The sequence below is a fragment of the Cupriavidus cauae genome (genome assembly GCF_008632125.1).
Lineage (GTDB): Bacteria > Pseudomonadota > Gammaproteobacteria > Burkholderiales > Burkholderiaceae > Cupriavidus > Cupriavidus cauae.
Window position 1 is genome coordinate 104258 of sequence record NZ_VWRN01000025.1, and the last position, 20336, is coordinate 124593.

19 protein-coding genes and 1 riboswitch are annotated in these 20336 nt (G+C 69.9%); of the genes, 16 read left to right on the plus strand and 3 right to left on the minus strand.

Going from position 1 to position 20336, the window contains the following annotated elements; all coding sequences use genetic code 11:
- Nucleotides 1-17: 17 nt before the first annotated feature.
- From F1599_RS08550 to F1599_RS08575, 6 genes are all read left to right on the plus strand, one after another.
- The gene (locus tag F1599_RS08550) at nt 18-1220 is read left to right on the plus strand and encodes an FAD-dependent oxidoreductase (RefSeq protein WP_149317239.1); all 1203 of its coding nucleotides are present in this window, start codon (nt 18-20) and stop codon (nt 1218-1220) included.
- 178 nt (nt 1221-1398) lie between these two features.
- Nucleotides 1399-1596 carry a sulfur carrier protein ThiS gene (gene thiS / locus F1599_RS08555; protein WP_006579970.1) on the plus strand — a complete coding sequence of 66 codons (198 nt, stop codon included), beginning with the start codon at nt 1399-1401 and terminating at the stop codon, nt 1594-1596.
- Between the two features lie 4 nt (nt 1597-1600).
- Nucleotides 1601-2428 carry a thiazole synthase gene (locus F1599_RS08560; RefSeq protein WP_149317238.1) on the plus strand — a complete coding sequence of 276 codons (828 nt, stop codon included), beginning with the start codon at nt 1601-1603 and terminating at the stop codon, nt 2426-2428.
- Entirely contained in the window at nt 2425-3594 is a 1170-nt protein-coding gene (locus F1599_RS08565) for a thiamine phosphate synthase (protein ID WP_150082756.1), read from the plus strand. The genes F1599_RS08560 and F1599_RS08565 overlap by 4 nt, the downstream gene beginning before the upstream one ends.
- Nucleotides 3595-3760: 166 nt before the next feature.
- On the plus strand, nt 3761-4519 hold the full coding sequence (locus F1599_RS08570) for a type IV toxin-antitoxin system AbiEi family antitoxin domain-containing protein (protein WP_149317236.1): 759 nt from the start codon (nt 3761-3763) through the stop codon (nt 4517-4519).
- Nucleotides 4512-5438: a nucleotidyl transferase AbiEii/AbiGii toxin family protein gene (locus F1599_RS08575; protein WP_150082757.1), complete on the plus strand. Its 927-nt coding sequence runs from the start codon at nt 4512-4514 to the stop codon at nt 5436-5438. The genes F1599_RS08570 and F1599_RS08575 overlap by 8 nt, the downstream gene beginning before the upstream one ends.
- A 39-nt stretch (nt 5439-5477) precedes the next feature.
- Here F1599_RS08575 and F1599_RS08580 read toward each other — a convergent pair whose 3' ends face one another.
- Nucleotides 5478-7256 (minus strand): sigma-54 interaction domain-containing protein, encoded by a 1779-nt coding sequence (locus F1599_RS08580; protein WP_395895152.1) that lies wholly within the window; start codon nt 7254-7256, stop codon nt 5478-5480.
- A gap of 279 nt (nt 7257-7535) precedes the next feature.
- Between F1599_RS08580 and F1599_RS08585 the strand changes: the two genes are divergently transcribed.
- From F1599_RS08585 to F1599_RS08610, 6 genes are all read left to right on the plus strand, one after another.
- Nucleotides 7536-9083, plus strand: coding sequence for an acyl-CoA carboxylase subunit beta (locus F1599_RS08585; RefSeq protein WP_150082758.1), 1548 nt, complete (start codon nt 7536-7538; stop codon nt 9081-9083).
- Nucleotides 9084-9193: 110 nt separating this feature from the next.
- Complete coding sequence (locus tag F1599_RS08590) at nt 9194-10198, plus strand: tripartite tricarboxylate transporter substrate binding protein (protein ID WP_150082759.1); 1005 nt, start codon at nt 9194-9196, stop codon at nt 10196-10198.
- A 4-nt stretch (nt 10199-10202) separates the two neighbouring features.
- Nucleotides 10203-12506 (plus strand): acetate--CoA ligase family protein, encoded by a 2304-nt coding sequence (locus F1599_RS08595; RefSeq protein WP_150082760.1) that lies wholly within the window; start codon nt 10203-10205, stop codon nt 12504-12506.
- Nucleotides 12503-13933: an acetyl-CoA carboxylase biotin carboxylase subunit gene (locus tag F1599_RS08600; RefSeq protein WP_150082761.1), complete on the plus strand. Its 1431-nt coding sequence runs from the start codon at nt 12503-12505 to the stop codon at nt 13931-13933. The genes F1599_RS08595 and F1599_RS08600 overlap by 4 nt, the downstream gene beginning before the upstream one ends.
- Before the next feature lie 15 nt (nt 13934-13948).
- Entirely contained in the window at nt 13949-14161 is a 213-nt protein-coding gene (locus F1599_RS08605) for an acetyl-CoA carboxylase biotin carboxyl carrier protein subunit (RefSeq protein WP_006580124.1), read from the plus strand.
- Nucleotides 14162-14189: 28 nt separating this feature from the next.
- The gene (locus F1599_RS08610) at nt 14190-14630 is read left to right on the plus strand and encodes a PaaI family thioesterase (RefSeq protein WP_370639562.1); all 441 of its coding nucleotides are present in this window, start codon (nt 14190-14192) and stop codon (nt 14628-14630) included.
- Nucleotides 14631-14744: 114 nt separating this feature from the next.
- Here F1599_RS08610 and thiD read toward each other — a convergent pair whose 3' ends face one another.
- Nucleotides 14745-15584: a bifunctional hydroxymethylpyrimidine kinase/phosphomethylpyrimidine kinase gene (thiD, locus tag F1599_RS08615; protein ID WP_150082762.1), complete on the minus strand. Its 840-nt coding sequence runs from the start codon at nt 15582-15584 to the stop codon at nt 14745-14747.
- 119 nt (nt 15585-15703) lie between these two features.
- Nucleotides 15704-15798, plus strand: a riboswitch (S-adenosyl-L-homocysteine riboswitch).
- A gap of 121 nt (nt 15799-15919) precedes the next feature.
- On the opposite strand from thiD, the gene ahcY reads away from it, so the two are divergent.
- The 4 genes from ahcY (at nt 15920) to F1599_RS08635 (ending at nt 19563) form a co-directional block, all read left to right on the plus strand.
- Nucleotides 15920-17338: an adenosylhomocysteinase gene (ahcY, locus tag F1599_RS08620; RefSeq protein WP_149317229.1), complete on the plus strand. Its 1419-nt coding sequence runs from the start codon at nt 15920-15922 to the stop codon at nt 17336-17338.
- 162 nt (nt 17339-17500) lie between these two features.
- Nucleotides 17501-17854 carry a phage holin family protein gene (locus tag F1599_RS08625; RefSeq protein ID WP_150082763.1) on the plus strand — a complete coding sequence of 118 codons (354 nt, stop codon included), beginning with the start codon at nt 17501-17503 and terminating at the stop codon, nt 17852-17854.
- Between the two features lie 49 nt (nt 17855-17903).
- Nucleotides 17904-18734, plus strand: coding sequence for a methylenetetrahydrofolate reductase [NAD(P)H] (gene metF / locus F1599_RS08630; protein WP_149317227.1), 831 nt, complete (start codon nt 17904-17906; stop codon nt 18732-18734).
- A gap of 58 nt (nt 18735-18792) precedes the next feature.
- Complete coding sequence (locus F1599_RS08635; RefSeq protein WP_150082764.1) at nt 18793-19563, plus strand: Mut7-C RNAse domain-containing protein; 771 nt, start codon at nt 18793-18795, stop codon at nt 19561-19563.
- Between the two features lie 112 nt (nt 19564-19675).
- Here the strand turns inward: F1599_RS08635 and F1599_RS08640 are convergent, their stop codons facing one another.
- On the minus strand, nt 19676-20308 hold the full coding sequence (locus tag F1599_RS08640; protein ID WP_150082765.1) for a 5-formyltetrahydrofolate cyclo-ligase: 633 nt from the start codon (nt 20306-20308) through the stop codon (nt 19676-19678).
- Nucleotides 20309-20336 lie beyond the last annotated feature (28 nt).

A 20336-nucleotide genomic window follows, 5' to 3' on the forward strand; every position in this document is an offset into this window, starting at 1 on the left:
CTGGCACAATACACCCCATGAAACAGCAGTTTGACGTCGCTATTCTCGGCGCCGGCCTGGCCGGACGCCTGGCCGCCTGGCGCCTGGTCCGCGGTGGCCTGCGCGTGGCCCTGGTCGAACGCGCCGGTCCCGACGGCGCGGGCGCGGCCGCCCATGTCGCCGCCGCGATGCTGGCGCCGCTGGCCGAATCGGCCATCAGCGAGCGCCGCATCGTCGAGCTGGGCATCGCCAGCGTGGACCTGTGGCGCGCATGGGTGGCCGAATTGAACGCCGAACAGGCGGACGAGCCCACCGCGGTCGACCCGGTCTTCTTCCAGCAGGACGGCACGCTGGTGGTCTGGCACGCCCACGACCGCGGCGAGATGCCGCTGTTTACCAGCCGGATTCGCGCCGTGTCGCCGCCGGAACTGGTGGCCGAACGGCTGCGCCGGCTCGACGCGGCCGGCATCGCGTCGCTCGAACCGGCGCTGGCCGGGCGCTTCCAGCAAGGGCTGCTGCTCGAGGGCGAGGGCCAGCTGGACAACCGCGGCACGCTGCGCGCGCTGCTGGCCTGCGCGGTCTCCGCCGGCGTGCATTGCGTCTGGGAAGCGGGCGAGATCGACGAGCGCGACCTGCCGCGGCTTGGCATCGACGCGCGCGTGGTGCTCGATTGCCGCGGCCTGGGCGCGCGTGCCGCGTGGCCCGCCGAGGGCGCTATTGGAGGCGGCGGGGGCGGGATGCCGGGCCTGCGCGGCCTGCGCGGCGAGGTGGTACGGGTGTTCGCGCCCGAGGTCTCGCTGCACCGGCCGGTACGGCTGCTGCATCCGCGCTATCCGATCTATATCGCGCCCAAGCCGAACCACCTGTACGTGATCGGCGCCACCGAACTGGAAAGCGAGGACGACTCGCCGATGAGCGTGCGCTCCGCACTGGAGCTGTTGTCGGCTGCGTATTCGCTGCATCCGGCCTTCGGCGAGGCGCGCGTGCTGGAGCTGAACGTGCAGCGCCGGCCCACGCGTCCCGATCATCTGCCGGCGGTACGGGTCGACGAGCAGGCGCGCGTGGTGCGCCTCAATGGCCTGTACCGGCACGGCTTCCTGATCGCGCCGGCTGTTGTGGAGGCGGCCTGCGAGGTCGTGCGCGCGCTGGCCGACGGCGATCCCGCCGCCCATGCGGTGCCGGCTTCGGCCCGCTGGCCCGGCATGATCGCGCCCGTGCATGGCAATGCGGTGCTGCATTGATGGCCGCAACGATGCCCACACCGAGGCCTGCGTTGATGGCCGCATCGATGCCAGCGTTGACGCGCTGCCGCGCGACGCCATCCCGCGCCGCCGAATCCGACGCAACCGCGCACGGCTTTCGCCTGCGAGCGTCGCCCGGCCAAGCTCGTCCCAACCGATGACACACGCGCTGAACACCATGGAAATCCTGCTCAATGGCAAGCCGCTTGCGCTGAACGCGCCGGCCACGCTCGCCGACGCGGTGGCCGCGGCGCAGATCCCGCCACCGTTCGCCGCCGCGCTCAACGGCCGCTTCGTGCCGCGCGCCGCCCATGCGGATACGCCGCTGTCCGCCGGCGACCGCATCGATCTCGTGCAACCCGTTACCGGAGGCTGATCCCATGACCTTCCCCACCCAGGATGCCGTGCGCGATCCCTTCGTGCTCTACGGCGAATCGTTTTCCTCGCGCCTGCTGCTCGGCACGGCGCGCTATCCGTCGCCGGCGACGCTGCAATCGGCGGTCGAGGCTGCACGGCCGGCCATGCTGACGGTCGCGCTGCGCCGCCAGGGCGCGGTCGGCGACGGCGAGGGCGGCCAGGCCTTCTGGCAGATGCTCAAGTCGATGCAGGTGCCGGTGCTGCCCAATACCGCCGGCTGCATGGCGGCGCAGGAGGCGATCACCACCGCGATGATGGCGCGCGAGGTGTTCGAGACCGACTGGATCAAGCTGGAGCTGGTCGGCGACGACTACACGCTGCAGCCCGACACGCTGAACCTGCCGGCCGTGGCCGAGACGCTGATCAAGGAAGGCTTCAAGGTGCTGCCTTATTGCACCGAGGATCTGGTGCTGTGCCGCCGCCTGCTCGACGCCGGCTGCCAGGCGCTGATGCCGTGGGCCGCGCCGATCGGCACCGGCAAGGGCGCTGTCAATCCGCACGCGATGCGGGTGCTGCGCGATCGCCTGCCTGACACGCCGCTGATCGTCGACGCGGGCCTGGGTCTGCCCTCGCATGCGGCGCAGGTGCTCGAATGGGGCTACGACGGCGTGCTGCTCAACACCGCCGTGGCCCAGGCCGCGTATCCGATCGAGATGGCGCGTGCCTTCGCACGGGCGGTCGAGGCGGGGCGCCTGGCCTATCTGGCCGGACCGATGCCCGAGCGCGAGATCGCGCAGGCCAGCACGCCGGTGGTCGGCATGCCGTTCTGGCACGCACAGGAGCACGCATGACACGCCAACCGACGCCGATGCCGGTCGATACGGCGCTGCAATCCGCGCTGGTGGCGCGCCATGGCGAGACCTTCGGCGTGGCCGACCGCGGCTGGCGCGCCTGGCGATTGCAGGACGCGCTGACGGCCGATGCCGCCGAGCCGCTGGGCCAGGCCGACCTGCTGCTGGCCGACGGCGAGGTCGATGCCGCGACGATCGACCGGGTCGCCGCGCGCGGCGCGATGCTGATCCAGACCGAGCGCGAGGGCGGCCAGTGGATCGACACGGTGCGCTCGCCGATGGGGACCTGGGTGTTCGCCACGCAGGCCGATGCCAACGACGATGCCGCGCAATCGCCCGCTTTCGTCGCGACGCTGCTGGCCACGCTGGCGCTGCATTTCCCCGCGCACGATGCGCTGTGCCTGGCGCGCGCCTGGCAGCCCGGCACGCTCGACTGGCCCGCCGAGTTTTCCCGCTTCCCGCGCGTGCGGCACGCCGCGCTGGTTGCGCCGGAGCAGTCGGCCGAACCGTTCGTGCCATGCCCGGCGCGCCTGGGCCTCTACGCCGTGGTGCCGACCGCCGACTGGATCGAACGGCTGGTGCCGCTCGGCGTCCCGACCGTGCAGCTGCGCTTCAAGTCCGACGACGCGGCCGCGGTGCGCGAGCAGATCGCCCGCTCGGCGCTGGCCGCGCGCGGCAGCCGCAGCCGGCTCTTCATCAACGACCATTGGCGCGCCGCGCTGGACTACCACGCCGCGCACGGCAACGACAGCGCGGGCAGCGGCATCTACGGCATCCACCTCGGCCAGGAAGACCTGGACGAAGCCGACCTCGACGCGCTGCGCGCCTCCGGCCTGCGGCTCGGCGTTTCGACGCACGGCTACGCCGAGATGCTGCGCGTCGCGCCGCTGCGCCCCAGCTACCTGGCGCTCGGCGCCATCTTTCCGACCACCACCAAGGTGATGCCGACCCAGCCGCAAGGGCTGGGACGCTTCTATGCCTATGCCCGCCTGATGCGTGAGCAGGTACCGGCGCTGGTCGGCATCGGCGGCGTCGACGCGAGCAATTTGCCGCAAGTACTGGAAGCCGGCGTCGGCAGCGCGGCCGTGGTGCGCGCGATCACCGAGGCCGCCGACGTGCCGGCGGCGGTGGCGCGGCTGATGGCGGCGTTTGGGGAGGCGGACTAAGGGCAGGACCGGCGTTGTATTCCGGGCGATTCCATCGCCCGGAAAGCGCTGTCGCCTACGCCGGTTGATTAGATCCTGCGGTAAAAATAAACCAAGAGACGACGGACGGAGCGGAATCCAATCCTCTTGCGCCTTCCTTGATTAGATGTGGTGCTATTCTTCAACCATGGTTGAAGTTTCCCGCTACCAGATAATCAAACGCCTGCAGACCGGCCTGCACCGCGGGGCGCCATTCGACCTCGCGACGCTGCGCCAATTCGGCGTGTCGCCGCAGCTTGCCGCGCGATATGCGGACGGCGGCTGGCTGGTTCGTCTCGCCCAAGGCGTCTACGCCTTTCCCAACGACGACTTCGGCATCGAAGGCGCCCTTCGCTTCCTGCAGAAGCAGGTGCCCGGCTTTCATGCCGGTGGCAGGACGGCGCTCGCCTGGCAGGGGATGCGACACAACCTCGGCAGCCGCGAAACCCTGGTGCTTTGGGGCGACACTCGTTTTGCGCTTCCGGGCTGGTTCACGGAACGGCATCCGGCGCGCTATGTGCATGCCCGTTTGTTCGACTGGCCAGATGCGGGGCTGGCGGAGCGAACAGTGGTAACGCCGCCCGGCATGTCGGAGGGCGTGCGCGTCGCCGCCCCGGAGCGTGCGGCACTTGAGATGCTTTACGAAGCCGGTGTTAAGCAAAGTCTGGAGGAGGCGCGTAACGTCTTCGACGTTTTACGTTCCCCTCGCAAGGACCTGCTCGGACAATTGCTATCGTGCTGTACCAGCGTCAAGGCCGTTCGGCTTTTTCTGACGTGGGCTCGAGAGACCGAACTGGTCGATGTCGATGCCCTGCTGGCACAGTACCCGGTGCGCTCAGGCAGCAACAAGCGATGGATCGGCCGTCTCGACGACGGCACGTTGCTCAGCCTGAAGCCCCATGGATAACGCCTACGCCGATACCGTCCGCCTCCTGCTTGCCGTTGCGCCCATCGTTTTTTCCGGCGATCTGTTCGCCATGAAAGGTGGCACCGCAATCAACCTGTTCGTTCGCGACATGCCTCGCCTCTCCGTGGACATCGACGTGGTTTACCTTCCGCGCGACGTGCCGAGAGAGGACGCAATACGCGCCATCCAACTCGAGCTCACCGCCATCGCGCAACGCGCCGCGGCGCTCCGCCTGCGCACAAGGCTGATCGGCGCACGCGATCAGCGCGAGACCAAGTTGATCGTCGGCAACGACGTTGCCCAGGTGAAGGTCGAGGTCAATCTGGTATTTCGTGGCACCGTGCTGCCGGTCGAGCGGCGAGTGTTGAGCACGAGGACCGCCGATCTGTTCGGCGTCGAATTCGACGTGCCGGTTCTCGCTCCCGACGAGCTGTACGCCGGCAAGCTGGTGGCTGCGCTGGACCGGCAGCATCCCCGCGACCTGTTCGACGTATGGCAACTGTACGAATCGGGAGGGATCTCGGACGGCATGGTGGAATGCTTCGTGATCTATCTCGCCGGCCACAATCGCCCTGTCCACGAGGTGCTGTTCGGCAACGACAAGGACATTGCAGCCGAGTATGACCGCGCCTTTGTCGGCATGACGGAGGTCGAGTGTTCGTTGAAGACACTGCTCGATACGCGCATGCGGCTGAAGGAAGAACTGCCAAGGCGGCTCAGCGAGCGGCACAAGCAATTCTTGGCAGGACTGTCCCGGGCCACGCCTGATTGGTCGCTGCTTCAATGCGCGCATGTCGCGCAGCTGCCGGCACTGCGATGGAAACTCGGCAATCTGGAAACGTTCCGCGAGCGGCGCCCCGCCGAGTTTGCGAGGCAGCTGGAATTGCTGGAGGCGGGACTCGCGGCGCACGGACGGTGAATCGGCGCAGGACCGGCCGATGACCTCGGGCCTGGCGCGCTAACGGTCGCTTCCGCCCCCCGCCCCCCGCGCCAGCAGCGTGTACAGATGCGAGCGCGAAATCCCCAGCGCGTGCGCGGCGCGCTTCTTGTTGCCGCCATGTTCGGCGATGGCCTTGAGTGCGGCTTCGTAGGCCAGTTCCCGCAGGGCGGAGGGGCGGGAGGCAGGGGGACTCGAAACGGGCGCCGGGGTCTCGCCGCGCGGGTCGTCTTCCCACTCGTGTTCGGCATAGCTTCTCGCCAGCGGGTGCGGCGCTGCATCGGTGGCCAAGGCCGCTGACGCCGCCGCGCTCTCGTCGCCGCGGGCGAAGTCGGCCACGCGCAGGCGGCCGCCGTCGCAGAACACCAGCGCTTCTTCGATCTTCTGCCGTAGCTGGCGGATGTTGCCCGGCCACGGCCGTTCGGCCAGGTGGCGGGGGACCGCGCCGTCGATGGTGGGCACCGGCACGTTGTTGCGCGCGCAGAAGGCCTGCACGAAGTGCTGCAGCAGCGCGGGGATGTCCTCGCGGCGCTGGCGCAGCGCCGGGATGCGCAGTACCACGCCGCTGAGGCGGTAGTACAGGTCCAGGCGAAAGCGGCCGGCGTCGATCAGCGCCTGGATATCACGGTTGGTCGCCGCCACCAGCCGGAAGTCGATGCGGCGCGCCTGGCGGCTGCCGATGCGCTCGACCAGGTGGTCCTCCAGCACGCGCAGCAGCTTGACCTGCATCTCCATCGGAATGTCCGCCACCTCGTCGAGAAACAGCGTGCCGCCGGCCGCCTGCTCGAGCTTGCCGGCCTGGCCCTGGCGGCGGCTGCCGGTAAAGGCGCCGGGGGCATGGCCGAACAGTTCGGATTCGATCAGCGTGGCCGGCAACGCGGCCAGGTTCAGGCTGACCAGCGGCTTGCCGTCGCGTGTTTCGCGGCCGTCGCGCTGGCTCGCCTCGTGGATCGCGCGTGCGACGAGCTCCTTGCCGGTGCCGCTCTCGCCGAGGATCAGCACCGGCACGTCGAGCCGCGCGACCGTCTCGATCTCGCGTCGCAGCCGCTGCATCGGCGCGCTGTCGCCGATCAGCCGGCCGGGGCCGCCGCGCAGGTCGTCCAGCGCGCGCCGGTAGTGCGCGACCTGCGAGCGCAATTCGCTGACTTCCTTGTGCATCCGCGCGATCGCCTCGGGCTCCTTGAACAGGACCTGGCCGATCGCGCCGACCACTTCGCCGTGCTGCACGATCGGAATGCGGTTGACCACGCGCGTGACGCCGTTCATCCGCTGCAGCTGGCCGATCTCGGCCTTGCCGCTGGCCGCGACCTGCGGCAGCCGCGAGTTCGGAATCACGCGCTCGGCCGGCTGGCCGATGCCCTCGCCTGTGCGCAGCCCCAGAAAGCGCTCGTGCACCGGGCTGATATAGCGCATGCGGCCGTCGCGGTCCGCCACGGTAATCGCCTGGTACGGATTGGTGATGAAGTGCTCGAGGATGGCGCCGGCAAACGGCACGGCGCCGAGGAAATCGAACAGCGCGGTGGCGGCGCCGGGCCGGTGCAGCAGCACCAGCGTCGTGGTGCCGTCGTCCAGCGCCAGTGCGATATGACGCGTGGCTTCGGCGCCGGGCGCCGTCACCTCGAACAGGTGGGGGCGAATGCCGCCGTCCTCGCGGGCGGGTGCGCCGGGGGCCGGACTATCGGCCGCCGTGATCTCGGCGGCGGTCAGCTCTGCCAACGCCGCTGCCGCGGCGCGGGCGAGCGCGTCGTCGCTGGCGATCCCGGTTGTTGCCAGCACCTGCCCGTCGCGGTCGATGACCAGCGCGCCGAGGGCGTCCGGGGCGTCGGGCGCGTTCGGGGCGTTCGAGGCGTTTTCAGCGATCGCCGATGTCTCCGCCTGTGTCTTCAATGACGACAAAGCCTGTCTCCGATGCGGACACTGCCGTGTCCTGATATGTCGTTATGGCGGACACCCTAACAGCCGCGGATTTCGCGCGCAAGGTTTTCCTCAAGCCAATCAACGGCTTGCAGCAGGCACGCGAGCTGGCACGGTTGCTGCGCTGGGTCTCCCCAACAGCAAACCAGCAACAGGAGACAACGCGTGTCGTGGCAACCCGAAATCGATGAACTGGCCTACCGCCGCCAGCTGGCGGCCCAACTGGGCGGGCCGGACAAGGTCCAGCGGCACAAGGACGCCGGCAAGCTGACGGTGCGCGAGCGCATCGATGCGCTGGCCGACCCGGGCTCCTTCCATGAGGTCGGCAGCCTGACCGGCAGCGGCCAGTACGACAGCAATGGACGGCTGGTCGGCTTCACGCCGGCCAATCTGGTGATGGGGCGCGCCCGCGTCGACGGCCGCCCGGTGGTGCTGGTCGGCGACGACTTCACCGTGCGCGGCGGCGCCAACGACGGCGCGGTCGGCGACAAGCTCGTTCACGCCGAGAAGATGGCGCGCGACCTGCGGCTGCCGATGGTGCGGCTGGTCGACGGCACCGGCGGCGGCGGCTCGGTGCGCAATATCGAGACCAAGGGCCATACGCTGATCCCGACCATGAAGGTGTGGCAGCACGTGGTCGAGAACATGTCGCTGGTACCGGTGGTGTCGCTGGCGCTGGGCTCGGTGGCCGGCATGGGCGCGGCGCGCGTCGCGGCCAGCCACTACTCGCTGATGGTCAAGGAGACCTCGCAGCTGTTCAACGCCGGCCCGCCGGTGGTGGCGCGCATCGGCCAGCATCTGACCAAGAACGAGCTGGGCGGCAGCCATATCCACACGCGCAACGGCGTGGTCGACGACGAGGTCGCCAGCGAAGAGGAAGCCTTTGCGCGCGCCCGCCAGTTCCTGTCGTATCTGCCGACCTCGGTGTTCGAGCTGCCGCCGCGCGCCGAGCCGACCGACGATCCGGCGCGCCGCGACGACTGGCTGCTGTCGGCGATCCCGCGCGACGGCCGCGCGGTCTACAAGATCCGCCCGATCGTGCAGACGCTGGTCGACTCGGGCTCCTTCTTCGAGATCGGCCGGCATTGGGGCCGGGCCATCGTCACCGGCCTGGCGCGCGTCGACGGCTGGCCGGTCGCGGTGGTGGCCAGCGATCCGTACTACTACGGCGGCGGCTGGGACAGCGCGACCGCGGAGAAATTCACGCGCTTCGTCGACATGGCGGAGGCCTTCCATCTGCCGGTGATCAACCTGGTCGACATCGCCGGCTTCCAGATCGGCCTGGAGGCCGAGAAGGCGGGAACCATGCGCTACGGCGTGCGCGCGCTGTCGGCCGTCTACCAGGCCACGGTGCCCTGGTGCTCGGTGATCCTGCGGCGCGCCTACGGCGTCGCGGCTGCCGCGCACCAGCATATGGGCCGCTTCAACTTCCGCTATGCCTGGCCGTCGGGCAACTGGGGTTCGCTGCCGATCGAGGGCGGGCTCGAGGTCGCCTACAAGGCCGAGATCGAGGGCGCCGACGATCCGGTGCAGAAGCGCGCCGAGATCGAGCAGCGGGTGCGCAGCCTGACCTCGCCGTTCCGCAGCGCGGAGGCCTTCGTCATCGAGGACATCATCGATCCGCGCGATACGCGGGCGCTGCTGTGCGAGTTCGCCAACCTCGCCGCGCCGCTGCGCGAAGCGGGCGTGCGCAAGTTCGGCATCCGGCCATGAGGCACGGCTGCCGCGCGGGAGCGGCAAGGACGGCGGCAACCGCAACGCCGACGACAGCGCCGACCACAACCACAACGACAACAACGACAACCAACATCAAGGAGACCACCATGATTCGAAACCACCGCCCCCTGCGGCGCACCACGCTGGCGCTGGCCGCCCTTGGCGCCCTCTCCGCCGTCGCGGCCATCGCGCCCCGCACCGCCGCCGCGCAGGAAAACTGGCCGAGCAAGCCGGTCACCATCATCGTGCCGTTTCCGGCCGGCGGCATGACCGACCTGCTGGCGCGCCGCATTGCCAAGGACATGGCCGTCGACCTGAAGCAGCCGGTCGTGGTCGAGAACCGCGCCGGCGCCAGCGGGCAGATCGGCACCGAGATGGTCGCGCGCGCCAAGCCCGACGGCTACACGCTGCTGGTCTCCGCGACGCACCACGTGATCAACCCCGCGGTGCGCGGCTCGCTGCCGTACGACGCGGCGAAGGACTTCACGCCGATCGCGCTGCTGGCCACCACGCCCAACGTGCTGGTCGTCAACAACAACATCCCGGTTTCGACGCTGCCCGAATTCCTCGCCTATGCGAAGAAGCAGAAGGAGGGGCTGTCGTTCGGTTCGTCGAGCATCGGCGGCGCGACCCACATGTCGGGCGAGCTGCTGAAGCTGATGACCAAGGCGCCGATGGTCCATATCCCCTACAAGGGCGCCACGCCCGCGATGGCGGACCTGCTGGGCGGCCAGATCCCGGCGCTGTTCCACGATGCGATGACGATGGCGCCGTACGTCAAGGACGGCAAGGTCAAGGCGATCGGCATGACCTCGGCCAAGCGCAGCGATGCGCTGCCGAATGTGCCGACCATCGCCGAGCAGGGCGTGGCCGGCTACGAGGCCACCACCTGGATCGGCTTCTATGGCCCCGCCAACCTGCCCAAGCCGATCGTCGACCGGCTCAACCGCGAGGCGGTCAAGAGCATGAACGCGCCGGACTCGAAGGCGAGCCTCGCGCAGTCGGCCACCACGCCGGGCACGATGTCGGCCGAGCAGTTCGGCGGCTTCGTGCAGGCAGAACTCGCCAAGTGGAAGCGCGTGGCCAGCGAAGCGAAGGTCAAGGTGGAATGACGCGATGACCAATCTTCATGCCAATCCGGCGGCGCCGGCCGACGACGGCAGCGCGCTGCTGTCGCTGCTGTCGCCGCGCTCTGTCGCCGTGCTCGGCGCCTCCGACAACACGGTCAAGGCCGGCGGCCGGCCGATCGACTACATGCGCCGGCACGGCTTTGCCGGCGCGATCTATCCGGTCAATCCGAATCGCGCGACGATCCAGGGCCTGCCCGCCTATCCGTCGCTCGACGCCTTGCCGGCCGCGCCCGATCTGGTCGTGATCAGCGTGCCGGGCGCCGAGGTCGAGCAGGCGATCGAGCGCTGCCTCGCGATCGGCGCGCGCGGCGCGGTGATCTATTCCTCCGGCTTCGCCGAACTGGGCGAGGCCGGCGCGGCGCAGCAGCGGCGGCTGGTCGAGCGCGCGCGTGCCGGCGGCCTGCGGCTGTTCGGTCCGAACACGCAGGGCCTCGCCAACTTCGCCAGCGGCGCGATCGCGCATTTCTCGACGATGATCAACGAGGAGGCGGGCCAGGACGGTCCGGTCGCCATCGTCAGCCAGAGCGGCGCGGGCTCGGCGATCGTCTATGGCGGGCTGCGCCGCAGGGGCATCGGCGTGCGCTATATGGTCGCCACCGGCAACGAGGCCGACGTCAGCGCCGCCGAGGTCGTGCGCGCGGTGCTGCATGACGAGCAGGTGCGCGTGGTGCTGCTGTATATCGAGTCGCTGCGCGATCCGCAGGTGCTGGCGCAGGCCGCGCGGCTGGCGCACGAGCGCGACGTGCCGATCCTCGCGGTCAAGGCGGGCCGCACGCGCGCCGGCCAGTTGACGGCCAGCTCGCACACGGGCGCACTGGCCGGCGAGGACGCGCTGGCCGATGCCTTCCTGCGCCGGCATGGCATCGTCCGCGTGGCCGACTTCCGCGAGCTGGCCGAGTATTGCCACGTCTTCGTCGGCGGCCAGCGCCCGCGCGGCGATGGCGTGGTGGCGATCAGCAATTCGGGGGCGACCTGCGTGCTGGCGGCCGATGCCGCCGAGGACGAAGGGCTGCGCCTGGTCGAGTTCGACGCGGCCGGCACCGAGGCACTGCGCGCCGTGCTGCCCAGCTACGTCAGCGCGCGCAATCCGATCGACATGACCACCGCGCTGCTGGGCCAGCCGCAGATCTTCGGCCGCACGCTCGACGCGGTGGCCGAGCGCGGCGCCGCCGACATGATCCACGTCGGCTTTCCGATCGGCGGCGAGGGCTACGACTTCGACGACTTCTCCGCGCAGACCGGGCGCTTTGCCGCGGCCAGCGGCGTGCCGGTGGTGGTCAGCGCCAATCAGGAGTGGGTCGCGCAGGCCTTCCGTCGGCATGGCGTGCCGGTGTTTGACAGCGAGCGCGCGGCCATGCGCGCGCTGGGGCTGCTGTCGCGCTATGTGCAGGCGCGTGCCGCGGTGCTGGCGGCGCCGGGGGCGGTACCGGCATCAGTGGCATCAGCGGCATCACCGGCATCACCGGCATCACCGGCATCACCGGCATCAGCGGCGCCAGCGGTATCGGCAGCATCACCGGCAGTGCCGGCTTCGTCGAGCGGTGCCGCTACGTTCGCCACCACCACGCTCGACGAAGTACAAAGCCTTTCACAACTGGCCGCGGCCGGGTTGCCGGCGGTCGCCCATCGCCTGTGCCGCGACCGCGAGCAGGTGCGGCGCGCCGTTGCGGAGCTGGGTTTGCCGGTGGTCGCCAAGGGCGTGTCGGCGTCGATCACGCACAAGTCCGAGTACGGGCTGGTGCGCCTGGGCCTCGACAGCGAGGAGCGCGCGCTGGCCGCCTTCGACGAGCTCGATGCCAGGTTGGCCAAGCTGGCCGCCGAGCGGGGCGTCGAGCATGGCGGCGTGCTGATCGCGCGTCAGCACAAGGGGGCGTTCGAACTCGCGGTCGGCGCGCATCGCGATCCGGTCTACGGGCCGGTCGTGATGATCGGTCAGGGCGGCGTGCTGGTCGAGGCGCTGGACGACGTGCAGTTCCTGCCCGCGCCGTTCTCCCCCGCGCAGGCGCGCGAGGCCATCGCCCGGCTGCATATCGCCCGCGCGTTCGGCGCGGTGCGCGGCATGCCGGCCGTCGATGTCGAGCGGCTCGCGGCGATGCTGGTGACGCTGGGCGACTGGTTCGCCGGCAGCGGGGCCGGACGTGAGGCCGGACTTGAAGCCGGACATGAAGCCGGACTTGAAGCCGATTCGGTCGATGCCAATCCGGTGATCGTGCCGCGCGGCGACGCCGCCCCGGTGATCGTCGACGCCGTGGTCGTGCGGCGCGTTGCCGATGGCGAGGTGCCGCGATGACCCCCAAATTGCAGATCCGTCCGCTGCGCCGCGTGCTGGTCGCGAACCGCGGCGCGGTAGCCGCGCGCATCCTGCGCGCGCTGAACGCGCAGGGCATCGAGTCGATCGCGGTCTATTCGGACGCCGATGCCGAAGCGCCCTACCTGCAGCAGGCCACGGTGCGCGTGCGGCTGGGCGAGGCACCGCCGCTGCAGAGCTATCTGAACCAGGACGCGTTGCTGCGGATCGCGCGCGAGCATGGCGCCGACGGCGTGCATCCGGGCTACGGCTTCCTGTCGGAGAACGCCGGCTTCGCCGAGCGCGTCGAGGCGGCGGGCCTGTGTTTCATCGGTCCGTCGTCGCGCTGGATTCGCCGGCTTGGCCACAAGACCGAGGCGCGCGCGCTGATGGCGACCCACGGCATGCCGATGACGCCGAGCAGCGCCGTGCTGTCCGACGATCCGGACGTGGTCGCCAGGGCCGCCGCGCGCATCGGCTATCCGGTGCTGATCAAGCCGGCCGGCGGCGGCGGTGGCATCGGCATGCTGCCGGCGCGCGACGAGAGCGAACTGGCCGCGGCATGGCAGCGCGCGCGCTCGGTCGCGCAGCGCAGCTTCGGCCAGGCCGAGCTGTATCTGGAGAAGCTAATCGAGCGCCCGCGCCATATCGAGTTCCAGGTGCTGGCCGACCGCTATGGCGGCGTGCGCGTGCTCGGCGAGCGCGACTGCTCGGTGCAGCGGCGCCACCAGAAGGTCATCGAGGAGGCGCGCGCGCCCAACGTGCCGGCCGACGAGATCGACGCGATGGCCAAGCGCCTGGCCACGCTGCTGGCGGCGCTCGGCTACGACGTGATCGGCACCGTCGAGATGCTGTACACGCCGGCGACCGGCTTCGTCTTTCTCGAGCTCAATACGCGCCTGCAGGTCGAGCATGCGGTCACCGAGCAGGTCACCGGCATCGACATCGTCGCGGCGCAGTTGCGGCTGGCGCGCGGCGAGCCGATCGAGGCGGTGCTGCCTGCGCCGCTCCGGCTGCGCGGCCATGCGATCGAGGCGCGGGTCTATGCCGAGGACCCGGTGCGCTTCCTGCCGTCGCCCGGGCCGCTGACGGTGTATCGGCCGCCGGTGGGCGAGGGCGTGCGCGTCGAGACCGGCTATGCCCAGGGCGGCCGTGTCACCTCCTACTACGACCCGATGCTGGCCAAGGTGATCGCCACCGGCGCCGATCGCGCGCAAGCCATTTCGCGGCTGCGCGCGGCGCTGGACGCCTTCGCCATCGAGGGCGTCAAGACCAATATCCCCTTCATCCAGCAGGTGCTGGCCGATGACGACTTCATCGCCGGGCGCATCGATACCGGCCTCGCGCAGCGCGTGCTGGCCGGCGAAGCCATGGCAGAAACAAGGGCACCCGGCGCGGCGCCGGCGCCCGCCTCCACCCTGACAACCTGATCCCCGGAGTTCCCCATGAAGCAAATCGAAGCGGCCGTCGCCGGCCATGTCTGCGCCGTCGACGTGCAAGTTGGCGCTACCATTGCGGCCGGCGATGCCGTGATGACCATCGAGTCGATGAAGATGGAGATCCCGCTCGAGTCCGAGCAGGCCGGCGTCGTCAAGGCCATCCTGGTGCAACCCGGCGATGCGGTCGCCGAGGGCCAGGTCGTGATCGAACTCGAGTAAGGAAGTGGTTTTGGAAAGCAGCGCGCAAATCGTCCCGCAAATCGTTCCCGTTTCGCCGGGCACGGCCGAAAAGCCCTATTTCGGCATCGACGTCCCGCTGATGCGGCATCTGGGCCTGCAGCCCGTCCATATCGAGGACGGGCTGTGCCGGACGCGGCTGCCGGCGCATCCGGCCCTGGTCAACAGCCGTGGCGACGTGCATGGCGGCACGCTGATGGCGGTGCTGGACTTCACGCTCAGCGGCGCGGCGCGCTCGCATGCGCCGCTGGAGACCGGCGTGATCACGATCGACATGTCGACCCACTTCCTGGCCGCCGCGCGCGGCGAGCTGACCTTCGAGGCCCGCTGCATGCGGCGCGGCGCGCGGATCGCGTTCTGCGACGGCGAGGTCAAGGATGCGGCCGGCAACGTGGTGTGCGTGGCGCGGGCAGCGTTCAAGCTGGTGCCGCTGGCGGCCGGGGGGAACTGACGGGGCGATCAGCCGCGTCGGCTGTCGAGGCGCCCTTGCCCTCTTCCGCAAGCGGGGGAGGGCAAGGGGAAAGGGCCAGGGGAGAGCGCAATGCAGCGCCCGGCAATACTCTCATCATCCCAATACCCGCGGCGCGAAGCCGTGGTTCAGCGGGCCGTTGCCGGCCCCTAGCCGCAGGTCCGCGCCAGCCGCGATGGCTTCGGCGACGAAATCCAGCGCGGTGCCGACCGCCTGCTCCAGCGCGTCGCCGCGCGCCAGCTGCGAGGCGATCGCGGCGGCCAGCGTGCAGCCGGTGCCGTGCAGGTTGCGGGTAGCGATGCGCGGATGGCTGAACACGCGCACGCTGCCGTCGGCGCTCATCAGCAGGTCGTCCAGGCTGTCTTGCTCGCCCCCTTGCTCGCCGGTTTCCGCCAGATGCCCGCCCTTGAGCAGCACCGCCTGGCACCCCAGTTCGATCAGCTCCCGCGCGGCGCGCTCCATGTCGGCGCGGCGCGTGACCGGCCGGCCCAGCAGATAGGAGGCCTCGGGCAGGTTGGGCGTGACAAGCAGCGCGCGCGGGAACAGCAGCCGCACCATCGCCTGCGCGGTGGCGTCGTCCGACAGCGTGGCGCCCGAGGTGGCGACCATCACCGGATCGACCACCAGCTTGCGCAGGCCGTGGCGATCGACCGCCGCGGCGACCGCCTCGACGATCGCCGCCGTGCCCAGCATGCCGGTCTTGGCGGCGTCGATACCGATATCGGTGGCCACCGCGTCGATCTGCGCCGCCACCATCTCCGCCGGAATCGCATGCACGCCGGTCACGCCGAGCGTGTTCTGCGCCGTGATCGCGGTGATCGCGCTCATGCCGTAGCAGCCGAGCGCGGCGAAGGTCTTCAGGTCGGCCTGGATGCCGGCGCCGCCGCCGGAGTCGGAGCCGGCGATGGTCAGGGTACGCGGGGGAAAGGCGGTCATAGCGAGTCGAAAGGCGAGGTCCGGGAGGGCCGGCGGCGGGTTGCCGAGCGGGTCCGGACCGGCCGAAAAGAATTCGGAGAGCGGCACACCGTCGCCGCGCAGGGCAGGTACAATACCGCCACTCCGAGGAGCGTTGCAACGGACGGCGCGCGGGCCCAACCCCGCATTCTGCCATCCGCCAGGCTCGGAATGTCTTCAACGGCGCTCGCTGAACCGTGGTTCGCACGGTGGCGAGTCGACCTATCCGCACGCTGCACCCAGTCCCTGGGCCCGCAGCCGTCCCGGACCCGTCCCCTCTTTCGTCACCGGCGTCCCACTCTTCGACGGAGTGAAACATGAACGCTGTGACCGATCTGAAGAACGATTTCCTGGTGGCCGACATCGGCCTGGCCGGCTGGGGCCGCAAGGAAATCGCCATCGCCGAAACCGAAATGCCCGGCCTGATGGCCATCCGCGAGGAATTCGCCGCCAGCCAGCCGCTCAAGGGCGCCCGCATCGCCGGCTCCCTGCACATGACGATTCAGACCGCGGTGCTGATCGAGACGCTGAAGGCGCTCGGCGCCGACGTGCGCTGGGCCTCGTGCAACATCTATTCGACCCAGGACCACGCCGCCGCCGCGATCGCCGCCTCGGGCACGCCGGTGTTCGCCTTCAAGGGCGAATCGCTGAAGGAATACTGGGACTTCACCCACCGCATCTTCGACTGGGCCGACGGCGGCACGCCGAACATGATCCTGGACGATGGCGGCGATGCCACGCTGCTGCTGCACCTGGGCGCACGCGCCGAGCGCGATCCGTCGGTGATCGCCAAGCCGGGCAGCGAGGAAGAGACGTACCTGTTCGCCGCGATCAAGGAAAAGCTGGCGCAGGATCCGGGCTGGTACAGCCGCAACCTGGAAGCGATCCGCGGCGTCACCGAGGAAACCACCACCGGCGTGCACCGCCTGTACCAGATGGCCCAGAAGGGCGAGCTGCGCTTCCCGGCGATCAACGTCAACGACTCGGTCACCAAGAGCAAGTTCGACAACCTGTACGGCTGCCGCGAATCGCTGGTGGACGGCATCAAGCGCGCCACCGACGTGATGATCGCGGGCAAGGTCGCGGTGGTGTGCGGCTACGGCGACGTCGGCAAGGGCAGCGCCCAGGCGCTGCGCGCGCTGTCGGCGCAGGTGTGGGTCACCGAGGTGGACCCGATCTGCGCGCTGCAGGCCGCGATGGAAGGCTACCGCGTGGTGACGATGGAATACGCCGCCGACAAGGCCGACATCTTCGTGACCTGCACCGGCAACTACCATGTGATCACCCACGACCACATGGTCAAGATGAAGGACCAGGCGATCGTCTGCAATATCGGCCACTTCGACAACGAGATCGACATCGCCTCGCTGGAGAAGTACCAGTGGGACGAGATCAAGCCGCAGGTCGACCACGTGATCTTCCCCGACGGCAAGAAGCTGATCATCCTGGCCAAGGGCCGACTGGTGAATCTGGGCTGCGCGACCGGCCACCCGTCGTACGTGATGAGCAGCTCGTTCGCCAACCAGACGCTGGCGCAGATCGAGCTGTGGCAGGAGCGCGATAGCGGCAAGTACCCGGTCGGCGTCTACACGCTGCCCAAGCACCTGGACGAGAAGGTCGCGCGCCTGCAGTTGAAGAAGCTGAACGCGCAGCTGACCGAGCTGACCGACCAGCAGGCCGCGTATATCGGCGTGCCGAAGGAAGGCCCGTACAAGGCGGATCACTACCGTTATTGACGTGGTTTTCTCCCTCTCCCGCACGCGGGAGAGGGTTGGGGAGCGGGCAGCGGCGCCAGGCATCGGCAAGACAGCGAACATGACGACCGCCGCCCGGGCCCTCTCCCCCGGCCCCTCTCCCGCCAGCGGGAGCGGGAGCAAACCAACCGACAAGGAGTTGCCATGAGATTGCTGGCGGTATGGATCATCAACGCCCTGACGCTGTTCGCGATCAGCGCGGTGGTCGACGGCATCGAAGTGCGGGGCTTCGGCTCGGCGATGATCGCGGCGGCGGTGCTGGCCATCATCAATACGCTGATCCGGCCGATCCTGGTGCTGCTGACGCTGCCGGTCACGCTGCTGACGCTGGGCCTGTTCATCTTCGTGATCAACGCGCTGCTGTTCCTGTTCGTCGGCAATCTGCTGTCGGGCTTCACCGTGTCGGGCTTCTGGACCGCGCTGCTCGGTTCGCTGCTGTACAGCGTGATCTCGACCCTGCTGGCCGGCCTGCTGCTGCGCGATCGCGAAGTGGCCTGACGCCGGGCACTCCCCTTCCCAGCGCCGCCTCGGCGGCGGCGCCACCATCATGCAAGACCGCTACTACAGCTTCGAGTTTTTCCCGCCCAAGACGCCCGAGGGCCGGGAAAAGCTGCGCAATACCCGCGCACAGCTGGCCCCGCTGGGGCCCAAATACATCTCGGTGACCTTCGGCGCCGGCGGCACCACGCAGCAGGGCACGCTCGACGCCGTGCTGGAGATCCAGCGCGACGGCATCGACGCCGCGCCGCACCTGTCCTGTGTCGGCTCCACGCGCGAGGGCATCCGCGAGATCCTGCGCACCTACCGCGACAACGGCATCCGCCATATCGTCGCGCTGCGCGGCGACATGCCGTCCGGCATGGGCGAGATCGGCGAATTCCGCTACGCCAACGAGCTGGTCGAGTTCATCCGCGCCGAGACCGGCGACTGGTTCCAGATCGAGGTGGCCGCCTATCCGGAGTACCACCCGCAGGCGCGCTCGCCGCGGCACGATCTCGAGAACTTCGTGCGCAAGGTCAAGGCCGGCGCCGATTCGGCGATCACCCAGTACTTCTTCAACGCCGACGCGTACTTCCGCTTCGTCGACGACGTGCGCGCGATGGGCGTGGACGTGCCGATCGTGCCCGGCATCATGCCGATCACCAACTACTCGCAGCTGATGCGCTTCTCCGAGATGTGCGGCGCCGAGGTGCCGCGCTGGGTCGCCAAGCGGCTGGAGAGCTTTGGCGACGATCGCGAGGCGATCCGCGCCTTCGGGCTCGACGTCGTCACCGCGCTGTGCGAGCGGCTGCTGGCCGGCGGGGTGCCGGGGCTGCATTTCTACACGCTGAACGCGGCGGGCGCCACCAAGGCGATCTGGCAGCGGCTGAAGCTGTAAGGCGCGGCGCCGCGACGGCGGCCATGCGGTGCAGGGCGCCGATGGCATACTGTGCCGCATGGTTACCGCCACGTTCCGCTTCTACGAGGAGCTGAACGATTTCCTTCCCCCGGCGATGCGCGGACGGGACTGGTCCTGTCCGTGCGCCCGCGCGGCCACGGTCAAGCACATGATCGAGGCGCTCGGGGTGCCGCACACCGAGGTCGAGCTGATCCTGGTCAATGGCCAGTCGTGCGGCTTCGACCGCGTGCTGGCCGACGGCGACCGGGTCTCGGTCTACCCGACCTTCGAGGCGCTCGACGTCACGCCGCTGCTGCGGGTACGGCCCGCACCGCTGCGGGTCACCCGCTTCGTCGCCGACGCCCATCTGGGCGGGCTGGCCGCGCTGCTGCGGCTGACCGGCTACGACACCCTCTACGACAACCACTTCGACGACCGCGAGATCGAGGCCATCGCCGCGCGCGAGGGCCGCATCGTGCTGACGCGCGACCGCGAGCTGCTCAAGCGCGGCAGCATCACGCATGGCTGCTGCGTGCGCGCGCTCAAGCCCCAGGCGCAGCTGCGCGAGATCTTCGCGCGGCTGGACCTGCGCCGGCAGGCGCGGCCGTTTTCGCTGTGCCTGAGCTGCAATGTGCCGCTGCGCGCCGCGTCGAGCGACGAGGTGGCCGGGCGCGTGCCGCCCGCCGTGCTGGAGCGGCACGAGCGCTTCTCGACCTGCGAGGCCTGCCGGCGGGTGTTCTGGGAAGGCTCGCACTGGCGCCGGATGCGGGCGCTGGTCGATTCGCTGATGCTGCCGGAGGGCACGGCGTCCGCGCCCGCGGATGGCTGACGAGGCCGACCGGCCATGCTGTCGTTGCCGCGAAAGCGGGCATCCAGCGTCTTCAAAGGCCACTGGCCCACCGCATTCGCGGGGACGACGCCAAGGTGGGCAGGCAGGGACCCTAGAAGCGCCCGGCCTCGGTCACCATCCAGTCCATCGGGATGTCATGCGCGGCCGGCGCCAGCGCGATCCGGCAGCCTTCGTAGCCGATGCCGATCGCGACCGGCCTGGCCGGCAGCGCGGCCAGCGTGCGGTCGTAGAAGCCGCCGCCGTAGCCCAGGCGGAACTTCTCCGGGCTGAAACCGACACAGGGAATCAGCAGCGCGTCGGGCGTCACCGCCGGCGTGCCGTCGGGCACCGGGATGCCGTAGCGGCCTTCGCGCATGGGCGTGTCGGGCGTCCAGCGATGGAAGTCCAGCGGCACGCCCGGGCGGCTGACCGCCGGCAGCGCGGCGTCGCGCCTCGGGGCGCCCGCCAGCCAGCGCGCCACCAGGGCGCGCGCGTCGAACTCCTGCTGGATCGGCCAGTAGAACCCCAGGCAACGCACCGGCAGCCAGTCGAGCAGCGCGGCCAGCTCGGCCTCGATGCGCGCGTCCAGCTGCTCGCGCTGCGGCAGGCTGGCGCGACGCTGCAGCAGCGCGGCGCGCAGCGCCCGGCGCTCGGCGGCGGGATCGGCCGCCGGATCGCCGGACGGCGACGACGGTGGCGGGGACGTTGGCGAGGGATCGAGCGGACCGGTCGGTGCGTTGGCCATGAGCGGAAGAAATACGGGCCGAAGCGGG